Source organism: Streptomyces sp. NPDC057565 (genome assembly GCF_042801455.1).
GTDB lineage: Bacteria > Actinomycetota > Actinomycetes > Streptomycetales > Streptomycetaceae > Streptomyces > Streptomyces yanii.
In genome coordinates this window covers 240,870-255,146 of the sequence record NZ_JBHVFU010000004.1, presented here as the reverse complement: position 1 = coordinate 255,146, position 14,277 = coordinate 240,870, and the positions used below count along the sequence as shown (strand labels likewise).

The 14,277-nt window shown below is 68.1% G+C and carries 12 protein-coding genes; 11 read left to right on the top strand and 1 reads right to left on the bottom strand.

Features of this window, described 5'->3' with window-relative positions; all coding sequences use genetic code 11:
• Positions 1 to 57: 57 nt before the first annotated feature.
• The 4 genes from tig (at position 58) to clpX (ending at position 4,556) form a co-directional block, all read left to right on the top strand.
• Positions 58 to 1,452: a trigger factor gene (gene tig / locus ACFU8W_RS11185; protein WP_345518272.1), complete on the top strand. Its 1,395-nt coding sequence runs from the start codon at positions 58 to 60 to the stop codon at positions 1,450 to 1,452.
• Between the two features lie 298 nt (positions 1,453 to 1,750).
• Positions 1,751 to 2,356, top strand: a complete 606-nt coding sequence (locus tag ACFU8W_RS11180) for an ATP-dependent Clp protease proteolytic subunit (RefSeq protein ID WP_345518495.1) — start codon at positions 1,751 to 1,753, stop codon at positions 2,354 to 2,356.
• Between the two features lie 51 nt (positions 2,357 to 2,407).
• A complete protein-coding gene (locus tag ACFU8W_RS11175) occupies positions 2,408 to 3,100 on the top strand; it encodes an ATP-dependent Clp protease proteolytic subunit (protein WP_266985683.1) in 693 nt (230 codons plus the stop codon).
• 157 nt (positions 3,101 to 3,257) lie between these two features.
• Positions 3,258 to 4,556 carry an ATP-dependent Clp protease ATP-binding subunit ClpX gene (gene clpX / locus ACFU8W_RS11170; RefSeq protein WP_030921263.1) on the top strand — a complete coding sequence of 433 codons (1,299 nt, stop codon included), beginning with the start codon at positions 3,258 to 3,260 and terminating at the stop codon, positions 4,554 to 4,556.
• 71 nt (positions 4,557 to 4,627) lie between these two features.
• On the opposite strand, the gene ACFU8W_RS11165 is transcribed toward clpX, so the two are convergent.
• Positions 4,628 to 5,623, bottom strand: coding sequence for a hypothetical protein (locus ACFU8W_RS11165; RefSeq protein ID WP_384034755.1), 996 nt, complete (start codon positions 5,621 to 5,623; stop codon positions 4,628 to 4,630).
• Positions 5,624 to 5,763: 140 nt separating this feature from the next.
• Between ACFU8W_RS11165 and ACFU8W_RS11160 the strand changes: the two genes are divergently transcribed.
• From ACFU8W_RS11160 to mreD, 7 genes are all read left to right on the top strand, one after another.
• Positions 5,764 to 8,385: a valine--tRNA ligase gene (locus ACFU8W_RS11160; protein WP_384034752.1), complete on the top strand. Its 2,622-nt coding sequence runs from the start codon at positions 5,764 to 5,766 to the stop codon at positions 8,383 to 8,385.
• A gap of 322 nt (positions 8,386 to 8,707) precedes the next feature.
• Positions 8,708 to 10,231 (top strand): bifunctional folylpolyglutamate synthase/dihydrofolate synthase, encoded by a 1,524-nt coding sequence (locus ACFU8W_RS11155; RefSeq protein WP_384034749.1) that lies wholly within the window; start codon positions 8,708 to 8,710, stop codon positions 10,229 to 10,231.
• 5 nt (positions 10,232 to 10,236) lie between these two features.
• Entirely contained in the window at positions 10,237 to 10,593 is a 357-nt protein-coding gene (locus tag ACFU8W_RS11150) for a DUF4233 domain-containing protein (RefSeq protein ID WP_384034746.1), read from the top strand.
• Between the two features lie 100 nt (positions 10,594 to 10,693).
• On the top strand, positions 10,694 to 11,107 hold the full coding sequence (gene ndk / locus ACFU8W_RS11145) for a nucleoside-diphosphate kinase (RefSeq protein ID WP_037698740.1): 414 nt from the start codon (positions 10,694 to 10,696) through the stop codon (positions 11,105 to 11,107).
• A gap of 290 nt (positions 11,108 to 11,397) precedes the next feature.
• Entirely contained in the window at positions 11,398 to 12,417 is a 1,020-nt protein-coding gene (locus tag ACFU8W_RS11140; RefSeq protein WP_124268240.1) for a rod shape-determining protein, read from the top strand.
• A gap of 101 nt (positions 12,418 to 12,518) precedes the next feature.
• Positions 12,519 to 13,556: a rod shape-determining protein MreC gene (gene mreC / locus ACFU8W_RS11135; RefSeq protein ID WP_384034743.1), complete on the top strand. Its 1,038-nt coding sequence runs from the start codon at positions 12,519 to 12,521 to the stop codon at positions 13,554 to 13,556.
• 11 nt (positions 13,557 to 13,567) lie between these two features.
• A complete protein-coding gene (gene mreD / locus ACFU8W_RS11130) occupies positions 13,568 to 14,227 on the top strand; it encodes a rod shape-determining protein MreD (RefSeq protein WP_384034740.1) in 660 nt (219 codons plus the stop codon).
• Positions 14,228 to 14,277 lie beyond the last annotated feature (50 nt).

The following is a 14,277-nucleotide window of genomic DNA, read 5'->3' as shown; positions in this document are numbered from 1 at the left end:
CCGCTGTCCGGTGGCCGAGCAGAACCCCAAGAAGTCAGCCACCAAGGAGACCGAACCGTGAAGAGCGCCGTGGAGACCCTGAACCCGACTCGGGTTCGGCTCAGCATCGAGGTGCCCTTCGAGGAGCTCAAGGACAGCCTCGACGCGGCGTACAAGAAGATCAACCAGCAGGTCACGGTGAAGGGCTTCCGTAAGGGCAAGATCCCCAACCGGGTCATCGACCAGCGGTTCGGCCGTGGTGCTGTGCTGGAGGAGGCCGTCAACGACGCCCTCCCGAAGTTCTACACCGAGGCTGTCAACGAGGGTGAGCTCAACGTCCTGGGCCAGCCCGAGGTCGACATCACCGAGCTGAAGGACGGCGAGCTGCTGGCCTTCACCGCCGAGGTCGACGTGCGCCCCACGATCGAGATCCCGGACTACTCCGGCATCGAGGTCACCGTGGACGCCCTCGAGGTCACCGACGAAGAGGTCGAGAAGGCCGTCGAGCAGCTCCGCGAGCGCTTCGCCTCCACCAACCCGGTCGAGCGCGCCGCCGCCGAGGGCGACGTCGTCACGATCGACCTGCAGGCCAAGGTCGACGGCGAGGTTCTGGAGGACGGCGTGGCCGAGGGTGTCTCGTACACCATCGGTTCCGGTGAGCTCCTCGACGGCATCGACGCTGCTGTCACCGGCCTGGAGGCGGGTGGCGAGGCCACCTTCACCTCCGAGCTGAAGGGCGGCTCGGCCGAGGGCAAGGAGGCCGAGGTCACCGTCAAGGTCACCGCGGTCGCAGCCCGTGAGCTCCCGGAGCTGGACGACGAGTTCGCCCAGATGGCGAGCGAGTTCGACACGCTCGACGAGCTCAAGGCGGACAGCCGTACGCGCCTGGAGAACACCAAGCAGTACGACCAGGCCACCCAGGCCCAGGAGCGCGTCCTCGAGGAGCTGCTGAAGCTCGCCGAGGTCCCGATCCCCGAGAAGCTGCTCGCGGACGAGGTCCAGACCCGCAAGCACAACCTGGAGCACCACCAGCTCGGCCAGATGGGTCTGACCCTGGAGAAGTACCTGGAGATCCAGGGCAAGACGGTCGAGGAGTTCGAGGCCGAGACCTCCGAGCAGGCCATCAAGGGCATCAAGACCCAGTTCATCCTTGACGAGCTCGTCAACAAGGAGAAGCTGAACGTCAACCAGGAGGAGCTCACCGAGCACCTCATGCGGCGCGCCGCTTCCTCCGGCATGAGCCCCGACCAGTTCGCCCAGGCCGTCGTCGAGGGCGGCCAGGTGCCGATGCTCGTCGGCGAGGTCGCCCGCGGCAAGGCGCTGGCTGTGGTCGTCGAGGCCGCCAAGGTCGTCGACACCAACGGTGAGGTCGTCGAGCTGGAGGACGAGGAGGAGCTCGAGGAGGCCATCGAGACGGTCGAGGCCACCGAGGGCACCACCGAGGCCGCTGCCGAGGAGAAGAACGAGGCCTGAGCCTCGCGCTGAACCCGTGCGACGGGCTCCGGACGCCGAGCGTCCGGAGCCCGTCGTCGTCTCGCGGCAGAGTCCCGCGCAGCCGGCCCCGAGATCCCCGTCCGGTGCCGCGGAACCCTTGTGCGCACTGCCCAGCTTGCGCTCCCAGCGAACAGTTGCGGAAGCGGGATGGCGTTGTCCTACCTGCGCGTTAGGGTCCATGAATAGGAAGGGCAGGGGAGTCCCCGCCCGCCCGGTACGAAGACGCTGAGACGGCCGGAGCCGTCAGAGACGAGCAGGTGGATACGTGACGAATCTGATGCCTTACGTCGCCGGAGAGCCGTCCCTCGGTGGTGGCCTCGGCGACCAGGTCTACAGCCGACTGCTCGGCGAGCGCATCATCTTCCTCGGTCAGCAGGTCGACGATGACATCGCCAACAAGATCACGGCGCAGCTGCTTCTCCTTGCCGCCGAACCCGACAAGGACATCTACCTCTACATCAACAGCCCCGGCGGCTCGGTGACGGCAGGCATGGCGGTCTACGACACCATGCAGTACATCCCGAACGACGTGGTCACCATCGGTATGGGCATGGCGGCCTCGATGGGCCAGTTCCTGCTGACCGGTGGCACCGCGGGCAAGCGCTTCGCGCTCCCGAACACCGACATCCTCATGCACCAGGGTTCGGCCGGCCTCGGCGGTACCGCCTCGGACATCAAGATCCAGGCGCAGTACCTGCTCCGTACGAAGCAGCGGATGGCGGAGATCACCGCCCGTCACTCCGGTCAGACCGTGGAGACGATCATCCGCGACGGCGACCGCGACCGCTGGTACACGGCGGAGGAGGCCGTGGAGTACGGGCTGATCGACGAGATCATCTCCGCCGCATCGGGCGTTCCGGGTGGCGGCGGCACCGGGGCCTGAGCCCCTCTGCCCGCCCAGCCCACAGCCCTCAGCCCTCAGAACGCCACCAGGATGGTGAACACCGACATGAGCAACTACCCCGGCCTCCCCGGCGCCTCCGCCAGCGGCCTCTACACCGGCCCGCAGGTGGACAACCGCTACATCGTTCCGCGCTTCGTGGAGCGCACCTCGCAGGGTGTGCGGGAGTACGACCCGTATGCGAAGCTCTTCGAGGAGCGCGTGATCTTCCTCGGCGTGCAGATCGACGACGCGTCCGCCAACGACGTCATGGCGCAGCTGCTGTGCCTGGAGTCGATGGACCCGGACCGTGACATCTCGATCTACATCAACAGCCCCGGCGGCTCGTTCACCGCGCTCACCGCGATCTACGACACGATGCAGTTCGTGAAGCCGGACATCCAGACGGTCTGCATGGGCCAGGCGGCCTCCGCCGCCGCGGTCCTGCTCGCCGCCGGCACGCCCGGCAAGCGCATGGCTCTGCCCAACGCCCGTGTGCTGATCCACCAGCCGTCCTCGCAGACCGGCCGTGAGCAGCTCTCCGACCTGGAGATCGCGGCCAACGAGATCCTGCGGATGCGTACCCAGCTGGAGGAGATGCTGGCCAAGCACTCCACCACGCCGCTGGAGAAGATCCGCGACGACATCGAGCGCGACAAGATCCTGACCGCCGAGGACGCCCTCGCCTACGGTCTCGTCGACCAGATCGTCTCCACTCGCAAGAGTGCGGCCGGAGCGATGGCCTGACGTCGGCCTTTACCCCTTGGCGCGGTGGTTTCACACGGTCGTGGCCGTGTGAACCGTGCCAAGGGGGGCCCGAACGGGGGGCCAGGCAAGGTACCGTCGGATAGAGGCACCAGGAGCCGCTGCACCAAGCTGCTCCCAGGCGAAGGGGAAGCACCTCGTGGCACGCATCGGTGATGGCGGCGACCTGCTCAAGTGCTCGTTCTGCGGAAAGAGCCAGAAGCAGGTGAAGAAGCTCATTGCAGGACCCGGTGTGTACATCTGCGACGAGTGCATCGATCTCTGCAACGAGATCATCGAGGAGGAGCTCGCGGAGACCTCCGAGGTGCGGTGGGAGGAACTCCCCAAGCCGCGCGAGATCTACGAGTTCCTCGAGGGGTACGTCGTCGGGCAGGAGCCCGCGAAGAAGGCCCTCTCGGTCGCTGTGTACAACCACTACAAGCGGGTCCAGGCGGGCGAGAACGGCGGCGCGCAGGGCCGCGACGACGCCATCGAGCTGGCCAAGTCCAACATCCTGCTGCTGGGCCCCACGGGCTCAGGCAAGACGCTCCTCGCGCAGACGCTGGCCCGCATGCTCAACGTTCCGTTCGCCATCGCCGACGCGACGGCGCTGACGGAGGCCGGCTATGTCGGCGAGGACGTCGAGAACATTCTGCTGAAGCTGATCCAGGCCGCGGACTACGACGTCAAGAAGGCCGAGACCGGGATCATCTACATCGACGAGATCGACAAGGTCGCCCGCAAGAGCGAAAACCCGTCGATCACCCGTGATGTCTCCGGCGAGGGCGTCCAGCAGGCCCTGCTGAAGATCCTGGAGGGCACCACCGCCTCCGTACCGCCGCAGGGCGGCAGGAAGCACCCGCACCAGGAGTTCATCCAGATCGACACGACGAACGTGCTGTTCATCGTGGGCGGTGCCTTTGCCGGTCTGGAGCGGATCATCGAATCGCGGGCGGGCGCCAAGGGCATCGGCTTCGGTGCGACGATCCGTTCCAAGCGCGAGATCGAGGCAAGCGACCAGTTCCAGGAGGTCATGCCGGAGGACCTGGTGAAGTTCGGGATGATTCCCGAGTTCATCGGCCGCCTCCCCGTGCTGACCTCGGTGCACAACCTGGACCGCGAGGCGCTGCTGCAGATCCTCGTCGAGCCGCGCAACGCGCTGGTCAAGCAGTACCAGCGCCTCTTCGAACTCGATGGTGTGGAGCTGGACTTCGACCGCCCGGCGCTGGAGGCCATCGCCGACCAGGCGATCCTGCGCGGCACCGGCGCGCGCGGTCTGCGCGCCATCATGGAAGAGGTCCTCCAGTCCGTGATGTACGAGGTGCCGTCCCGCAAGGACGTGGCCCGCGTCGTCATCACGGCGGATGTGGTCCGCAACAACGTCAACCCGACGCTGGTCCCGCGCGAGCCGCGCACGATCGGCAAGAACGACGGCGGCCGCCACGAGAAGTCCGCGTAGCGGTTGCGCGTACGCACACGGAAGGGGCGCCCGGCCAGTGGCCGGGCGCCCCTTCCGTCGTTCCGTGCCTTCTATTTGACCTCGACGCGGACGTCGTTGCGGAGCTTGGCCGCGTTGTTGGCGGCGTCCTCCAGAGAGACGCTCTTACCCGTCATCATTGCCGCCATGTCCAGGTTCATGACGTACACCACCGTGCTGTGGTCGCCCCAGATGCAGAAGGGCACGCTTGTCGGCTTACCACCTCCGGTGCTGCTGCTGGTGTCCGTGATCTTGCTTTCCTGGCACTTCAGGACACCGTTCTCGAACCCGGCCGGAGTGAAGGCCTTCGGGCTGCCGATGAGTTCGCCCTTGGTCTCGGTGTCCTTGTCCTTCGCGGCCTCGGACTTCATCTTGGCGAACATGGAGTCGACGACCTTCTCGGGATCCTCGATGTCACCGTAGACGCCGCTGAACGACAGTATCTTCTGGGCGGCAGCCTCCCCCGCGGCGTAAGAGGCCCCGGCGCTCTTGGCGTTGTGAACCCCCCAGCCCTCGGCCTCCTTGACGTCCTTCTCCGTCATCTTGTCCCCGTCCCCCTGGCTGGGGCTCTTCTTGTACGTGCCGTCGAGCACCGTCGCCGGCGTCGTCAGCTTGTACGTCTTGCCGTCGTCGGCGACCGAACTGCCCCCGTCCGACGTCAGGAAGTACACCCCGCCCGCGATGACCGCCAGCGCCACGACGACGCCGCCGATGATCAGGCCGGTCTTCTTCTTCGGAGGGGCCGGAGGCATCGGGACCTGGCCGCCGTACGGCGCCTGGCCGTAAGGGGGCTGGGGCTGCTGGCCGTACGGGCCCGGCTGCTGGGCCTGCGGGTAGCCGTAGCCCGGCTGGGGCTGCTGCGGAACACCCTGGGGAGCCTGCTGCGGATACCCGTAACCCGGCTGGCCGCCCTGCGGCGGCTGACCGCCGTACGGGCCCGGCTGCTGGCCGTACGGGCCGGGCTGACCCTGCGGCGGCTGACCGCCGTACGGTCCGGGCTGGCCCTGCGGAGGCTGCCCGCCGTACGGGCCCGGCTGGTTGTAGCTCATCTGCGGTGTCCCCTGTTCGTCATGCTTATGCGTTCCGAACATCCTGACGGAAGGTTCACCCGCATGGAGCACCGGGAGTCACACCGTTACTGAACAAACCGGTTTCAGTGCACGACTGTGACGGCCCTAAACTGTTCCCCGTGACCGAGAACCCTCAGCACCAGACAGCCAGCAACCCCGAACTGCCGACCCAGTACGCGCCGGCCGAAGTAGAGGGGAAGCTGTATGAGCGCTGGGTAGAACGTGGTTACTTCGAGGCCGACGCGACAAGCGACAAGCCTCCGTTCACTGTCGTCATCCCGCCGCCGAACGTCACGGGCAGCCTCCACCTGGGGCACGCCTTCGAGCACACGCTGATCGACGCCCTCACCCGCCGCAAGCGGATGCAGGGTTACGAGACGCTGTGGCAGCCGGGCATGGACCACGCCGGTATCGCCACGCAGAACGTCGTCGAGCGTGAGCTCGCCAAGGAGGGCAAGTCCCGCCACGACCTGGGGCGCGAGGCCTTCATCGACCGCGTCTGGCAGTGGAAGGGCGAGTCCGGTGGACAGATCTCCGGGCAGATGAAGCGCCTGGGTGACGGTGTCGCCTGGTCGCGTGAGCGCTTCACCATGGACGAAGGTCTGTCCCAGGCCGTTCAGACCATCTTCAAGAAGCTCTACGACGACGAGCTGATCTACCGGGCCGAGCGCATCATCAACTGGTGTCCGCGCTGTCTCACGGCCATCTCGGACATCGAGGTCGAGTACCAGGACGACGACGGCGAACTCGTCTCCATCCGGTACGGCGAGGGCGAGGACTCCATCGTCGTCGCGACGACCCGTGCCGAGACGATGCTGGGCGACACGGCCGTCGCCGTCCACCCGGAGGACGACCGCTACAAGCACCTGGTCGGCAAGGAGATCGAGCTGCCGCTGACCGGCCGCCGTATCCCGGTCGTCGCCGACGAGCACGTCGACCCCGAGTTCGGCACGGGCGCCGTCAAGGTCACGCCCGCGCACGACCCGAACGACTTCGAGATCGGCCAGCGGCACGGTCTGCCGAGCCTCGCCGTGATGGACGAGCACGCGATCATCACGGCACACGGTCCCTTCCAGGGCCTGGACCGGCTGGAGGCGCGCAGCGCCATCGTCGGCGCTCTGCGCGCCGACGGCCGGATCGTCGCCGAGAAGCGCCCGTACGTCCACTCCGTCGGCCACTGCTCGCGCTGCAAGACGACGATCGAGCCGCGGCTGTCCATGCAGTGGTGGGTCAAGGTCGGCCCGCTGGCCAAGGCGGCGGGCGACGCGGTCCGCGACGGCCAGGTCAAGATCCACCCGCAGGAGATGGAGAAGCGGTACTTCGACTGGGTCGACAACCTCCATGACTGGTGCATCTCGCGTCAGCTGTGGTGGGGCCACCGCATCCCCGTCTGGTACGGCCCGGACGGGGAGATCGTCTGCGTCGGCCCCGACGAGCAGCCGCCGAGCGGTGAGGGCTGGACGCAGGAGACCGATGTCCTCGACACCTGGTTCTCCTCCGGCCTGTGGCCGTTCTCGACGCTCGGCTGGCCGGAGCAGACCGAGAGCCTGGCGAAGTTCTACCCGAACTCCGTCCTGGTCACCGGCTACGACATCCTCTTCTTCTGGGTCGCCCGGATGATGATGTTCGGCCTGTACGCGATGGACGGCACCCCGCCTTTCCACACCATCGCTCTGCACGGCATGGTCCGCGACCAGTTCGGCAAGAAGATGTCCAAGTCCTTCGGTAATGCGGTCAACCCGCTGGACTGGATGGACAAGTACGGTTCGGACGCCCTGCGCTTCACCCTGGCGCGCGGTGCCAACCCGGGCGTCGACGTCCCGATCGGCGAGGACTGGGTCCAGGGCTCCCGCAACTTCGCCAACAAGATCTGGAACGCCACGCGCTTCGCGCTGATGAACGGCGCCACGATCGAGGGCGAGCTGCCCGACCCGTCACAGATGTCCGCGACGGACCGCTGGATCCTGTCGAAGCTCAACAAGACCGTCGCCGAAGTCGACGCGTTCTACGACGACTTCCAGTTCTCCAAGCTCAGCGAGGCCCTCTTCCACTTCGCGTGGGACGAGGTCTTCGACTGGTACGTCGAGCTGTCGAAGACCACCTTCTTTGCGGGCGGCGAGCAGGCGAAGGTCTCCGGCCGGGTCCTCGGCGAGGTCCTCGACGTGATGCTGCGGCTCCTGCACCCGGTCGTCCCGTTCGTCACCGAGACGCTCTGGACCACGCTGACCGGCCGCGAGTCCGTCGTCATCGCTGACTGGCCGAAGGACTCCGGCTTCCGCGACGCGGCCGCCGAGCAGGAGATCGAGCTCGTCCAGCAGGTCGTCACCGAGGTCCGCCGGTTCCGCTCCGACCAGGGTCTCCAGCCCGGCCAGAAGGTCCCGGCCGAGCTCACCCTGACCGGCACGGCGCTCGCCCCGCACGAGGCGGCCATCCGCCAGCTGCTGCGCCTGCAGCCCGCCGGTGACGGCTTCCACGCCACCGCGTCGCTGCCGGTCGCGGGGGCCACCGTCGCCCTCGACCTGTCCGGCACCATCGACGTGGAGGCCGAGCGCAAGCGCCTGACGAAGGACCTGGGTGCCGCCGAGAAGGAGAAGGCCCAGGCCAACGCCAAGCTCGGCAACGAGGCGTTCCTGGCCAAGGCACCGGACAACGTGGTCGACAAGATCCGTACCCGGCTCGCCAAGGCCGACGCGGACATCGCGCGGATCACCGCTCAGCTGGCGAACCTGCCGCAGAACTGATGATCTGAGCGCGAAGCCCCCGTGTCCCTGACCGACGAGGGACACGGGGGCTTCGCCGTCCCCGCTCCGGCGGCCGGCGCCGCAGCCGGACCCGCAGCAGCGGCTCGTGCAGCCCGTACGGCGCGTCCGGTGCCGGGCAGTCGTCCGCCCGGTCTCCGGGGCGCGCGCCGCTCCGGAGCCGCGGTCGGACCCGGAGGTCAGGGGGACATGGAAGCACCATGTGCCCCTGGGCGCGTTGTGCCGACAGCGGCCCTGGCGGGCGATTCGTGACCGTTGCCGGGCCCCGCGCCGGATGTCCGTCCCGATCCGTAGACTGGGACCCGTGAGTGAGCCCCGCCCTTCAGACCGGCACGACGCGTCCGAGTCCGACGACACCTTCGCGGAGATCGTCGACGAAGCGACCCAACGCGACCCCGACCTGGCGGTGATCGAGGCCGGCAGCCGCACCCTGCGCACGGCCTCGGGACCGGTCCCGGGTGACGAGATCCCCGCCCGACCCGCCGACCCGGAGGTGGACAAGGCACTGCGCGCGGTGGAGCAGGAGCTCGCCGGCCGCTGGGGCGAGACAAAGCTCGAACCGTCCGTGTCGCGGATTGCCGCGCTGATGGACGTGCTCGGCGAGCCGCAGCACGCGTACCCGTCGATCCACATCACCGGCACCAACGGCAAGACCAGTACCGCCCGCATGATCGAGGCCCTGCTCGGCGCCTTCGAACTGCGCACCGGCCGCTACACCTCGCCGCACGTCCAGTCGATCACCGAGCGGATCAGCCTGGACGGTTCGCCGATGGACCCGGAGCGGTTCATCGAGACGTACAACGACATCAAGCCGTACGTCGAGATGGTCGACGCCCAGCAGCCCTACCGGCTCTCCTTCTTCGAGGTGCTGACCGGCATGGCGTACGCGGCCTTCGCCGACACGCCGATCGACGTCGCGGTCGTCGAGGTCGGCATGGGCGGCAGCTGGGACGCGACGAACGTGATCGACTCCTCGGTCGCCGTCGTCACCCCCATCTCGCTGGACCACACCGACCGGCTCGGCTCCACACCCGCCGAGATCGCCGCCGAGAAGTCCGGGATCATCAAGCAGGACGCCACCGTCATCCTGGCCCAGCAGCCGGTCGACGCCGCGCAGGTCATGCTGAAGAAGGCCGTCGAGGTCGACGCCACGGTCGCCCGCGAGGGCATGGAGTTCGGCGTCGTCTCCCGCGAGATCGCGGTCGGCGGCCAGCTTCTGACACTGCGCGGCCTCGGCGGCGAGTACGAGGAGGTCTTCCTCCCGCTGTACGGCGCCCACCAGGCGCACAACGCGGCGGTGGCGCTCGCCGCAGTCGAGGCGTTCTTCGGTATCGGCGCCGAGCAGTCAGGCTCGCTCGACATCGACACGATCCGCCGGGCCTTCGCCTCGGTCCGCTCGCCGGGCCGCCTCGAAGTCGTCCGGAGCAGCCCGACCGTCGTCCTGGACGCGGCCCACAACCCGGCGGGCGCCCGCGCCACCGCCGACGGGCTGTCCGAGGCGTTCGGCTTCTCCCGGCTGATCGGCGTGGTCGGCGCGAGCGGCGACAAGGACGTCCGAGGGCTCCTCGAAGCCTTCGAGCCGATCTTCGCCGAGGTCGTCGTCACCCAGAACTCCAGCGGCCGCGCGATGGACGCCGACGAACTGGCCGCCGTCGCGGTCGAGGTCTTCGGCGGTGACCGCGTCCAGGTCGAGCCGCGCCTCGACGACGCGCTGGAGGCGGCGATCACCCTCGCCGAGGAGGAGGACGAGTATGCGGGCGCCGGCGTCCTGGTGACCGGCTCCGTGATCACGGTCGGCGAGGCCCGGCTGCTTCTGGGAAGGCACTGACCCCTGTGCGTACGCTCTGCGCGTCGACGCTGATCGGCGAATTCTTCGTGATCGGTTTCGCCGGACTCGTCGCGATGAAGTCCGAGGACCTGTCGAACACCACCGTCTGGACGGTCTGCGGCATCGGCATGCTGCTCTCCGTCCTGCTCTGCGGGATGCTCACCCGCCCCGGCGGCACAGCGCTCGGCTGGGCGCTGCAGGTCGCACTGGTCGCCAGTGGATTCGTCGTCCCGATGATGTTCATCCTGGGGCTGGTCTTCGGCGGACTGTGGTGGGCCTCGGTGCACTACGGTCGCAAGATCGACGAGGCGAAGGCACGCTGGGCGGCGCAGGCGGCGACCGATGCCCCGGCCGGCGGCTGAAACCTGAAGCCGGGCACGGCGGGCAAACCCGGCCGCCGGCCCGTCTGCGTCCCCCTGTAACCTCGCCTCACCGCACCCGCATGCCCTCAAGGAGCCGCACATGACTCAGCGCACCCTCGTCCTTCTCAAGCCCGACGCTGTCAGGCGTGGGCTGATCGGCGAGATCGTCGGCCGGATCGAGCGCAAGGCCGGCTGGCAGGTCACCGCGCTGGAGCTGCGCACGCTGGACCGGGCGACCCTGGAGCAGCACTATGCCGAGCACGTCGGCCGCCCGTTCTACGAGCCGCTCGTCGAGTTCATGCAGTCCGGCCCCGTCGTCGTCCTGGTCGCCGAGGGCGAGCGGGTCATCGAGGGCGTCCGTGCCCTGGCCGGCCCGACCGACCCGATCGCTGCCGCGCCCGGCTCCATCCGTGGCGACTTCGGCACGATCACCCGCGAGAACCTCATTCACGCCTCGGACTCCGAGGAGTCCGCAGAGCGAGAACTGAAGCTGTTCTTTCCGGGACTTTCCTGACCTCGGATCAGCCAAACAGCGCTCATGACCCGGGGCGACCGAAGTAATTCGGTCGCCCTTCGGCATAGGGTCCCCGATCGCGGGAACGCATCCCTCCGACGTAACGTCACCATGAGTGGAACGGCCACCCGTTCTGCCCACAATGGCGAAGGACCCTCGCGCGGTGTCCGTGAATACGGCACTACGATGGAATCTTCCATGCCCGCAGCGCTCACCTCGCCTACCAAAACAAGCCATAACCGCTTCTTGGGAAGGCCCGACGCATCCTCATGGGGAACAAGGGGAACTCAATGTCGTTCATCGGCCGTGACATGGCTATCGACCTCGGGACTGCCAACACGCTGGTGTACGTCAGGGGGCGCGGCATCGTTCTGAACGAGCCGTCCGTCGTGGCCATCAACACCAACACCGGCGGAATCCTGGCGGTCGGTTCCGAGGCCAAGAAGATGATCGGGCGTACACCGGGCAACATCGTTGCCGTACGGCCCCTGAAGGACGGCGTGATCGCCGACTTCGAGATCACGGAGCGGATGCTCCGCTATTTCATCCTGAAGATCCACAAGCGCCGCTACCTGGCCCGCCCGCGGGTCGTCGTCTGCGTGCCCTCGGGCATCACCGGGGTCGAGCGGCGCGCCGTCATCGAGGCGTCGACGCAGGCCGGCGCGCGGCAGGTGCACATCATCGAGGAGCCCATGGCCGCGGCCATCGGTTCCGGGCTGCCGGTCCATGAGGCCACCGGCAACATGGTGGTCGACATCGGTGGCGGCACCACCGAGGTCGCCGTGATCTCGCTCGGCGGAATCGTCACTGCTCAGTCGATCCGGGTCGCCGGTGACGAGCTGGACAACGCGATCATCCAGCACATCAAGAAGGAGTACTCGCTCCTCCTCGGTGAGCGCACCGCCGAACAGATCAAGATCACGATCGGCTCGGCGTACGACATGGACAAGGACGAGCACACCGAGATCCGGGGCCGCGACCTGGTCTCCGGACTGCCCAAGACGGTCGTCATCTCCGCCGCGGAGGTCCGCAAGGCCATCGAGGAACCGGTCAACGCGATCGTCGACGCGGTGAAGACCACGCTCGACAAGTGCCCGCCGGAGCTCTCCGGCGACGTCATGGACCGCGGCATCGTCCTCACCGGCGGCGGCGCGCTGCTGCGCGGACTGGACGAGCGACTGCGCCGTGAGACCGGTATGCCGATCCACATCGCCGAGGACCCGCTGGACTCGGTGGCACTGGGATCCGGTAAGTGTGTCGAGGAGTTCGAGGCGCTCCAGCAGGTGCTGGACGCCCAGCCCCGCAGGTAGCGACAACACAGCGGTCCGCCGTACGGGCGCTGCCGCCCCGTACGGCGGACCGCTGATATACAGGCACGAACATTCCGACGAGGAAGGCACGGCCGCCGCACGTGAGGGACACACGAGAGAGCCGGCTGCTCCTGGTGCTGCTGATCGCCATCGCATTCGCACTGATTACGGTGGACATCCGCGGCGGCGAGGAGTCACCGGTGGACGGCGCCCGGCGGGTCGCCGCAACGGCCTTCGGGCCGGTCGAGAACGGCGTTGCGGCAGCCGTCGACCCGGTGGGCAACGCCATAGGGGCGATCCGTGACTCCGGTGAACGGCACAACCGGATCGCCGCCCTGGAACAGCAGAACGCCGCGCTGAAGACGAAGCTCGGCAGCGACGACCGCAACCGCAACCGGGTGCGCGAACTCGACAAGATGCTGAAGAAGTCCGCCGCCGGGCAGTACGGCATCAAGGCCGCCGAGGTCATCGCCATAGGATCGGCCCAGGGCTTCTCCTGGACCGTCACCATCGACGCGGGCTCCAACGACGGGCTCAAGCGCGACATGACCGTCATCAACGGCGACGGACTCGTCGGCCGCATCACCACCGTCGGCCCGGACACCGCGACGGTGCTCCTCGCCAACGATCCCGACTTCACGGTCGGCACCCGGATGGAGAAGACCGACGAACTCGGCTTCGCCACCGGCCAGGGCGATCGCCCGCTCTCCGTCCAGTTCCTCAACGGCAAGGCCAAGGTGAAGAAGGGCGACCGGCTGGTCACCTTCGGCTCCAGCAGGAACAAGCCGTTCGTGCCCGGAGTCCCGGTCGGCGAGGTGGTCCGCGTCGACCCGTCCGGTGGCGACCTGACCCGTACCGTCTATGTCCGCCCGTACGTCGGCTTCACCCGGCTCGACATCGTCGGCGTCGTCGTCCAGGCACCGCGCGAGGACCCGCGCGACATGGTCCTGCCGAAACAGCCCGCCAAACCGAAACCCACCCCGACCCCGACGGTCACCGTCACCATCTCGCCCAACGGTGACATCGTCGACACCAACGGAAAGGTCGTGGGGAACGTCAACGAGCCCCCGAGCGGCAGTCCCAGTGGGGGTCCCAGCCCCACCGGAACCACCGGCAACGCGGTCAACGAGCAGAGGTAGAGCTGATCCCCATGCGCTTCAACCGGACTCTGCTCTCCACCGCTCTGGTCGTGATCGCCCTGGTCGTCCAGGTCTGCGTACTCGCGCGCCTCCAACTCCCCGGCGCCGTCCCCGACCTGCTGCTCCTCGTCGTCGTCGGCCTCTCCCTGGTGTACGGGCATGTGGCCGGCGCCCTCATCGGCTTCGGCGCGGGGCTCCTCACCGACCTGGCGCCGCCCGCCGACCACGCCGCCGGGCGCTACGCCATGGTCCTGTGCATCATCGGCTACCTCGCCGGACTCGCCCGGCCGGAGAACGGCCGGCTCAAGTCCGCGCTCGCCCCGATGACCGTGGTCGTGGCCGCCGCGATCGGATCCACCCTGCTGTACGCCCTCGTCGGCGCCCTCGTCGGGGACACCGCCGCCCGCCATGTCGGCCTCGGCAGCCTGCTGTTCACCGCCGCTGTCTACGATCTGCTTCTCGCGCCGTTCACCGTTCCGCTGATCATGGCGCTCGCCAGACGCACCGAGAACGACCCGCTCTCCGAGGCCTCGGGCGGCGACGTGACCTCGGGCTGGCTCTCGTCCGGCACAGGCCTCAGGATCGCCGGCCAGCGCGGCGGACTGCGTGTGAAGGTCGCCCGCAACCGCGCGGCACGGGCCGGACGGATCAAGGGAGTCAAGCGACTGTGAGCCTGTATCTCCCGGGGAGCACCCCCCGGACACCCGGCCCGACCGCCGGG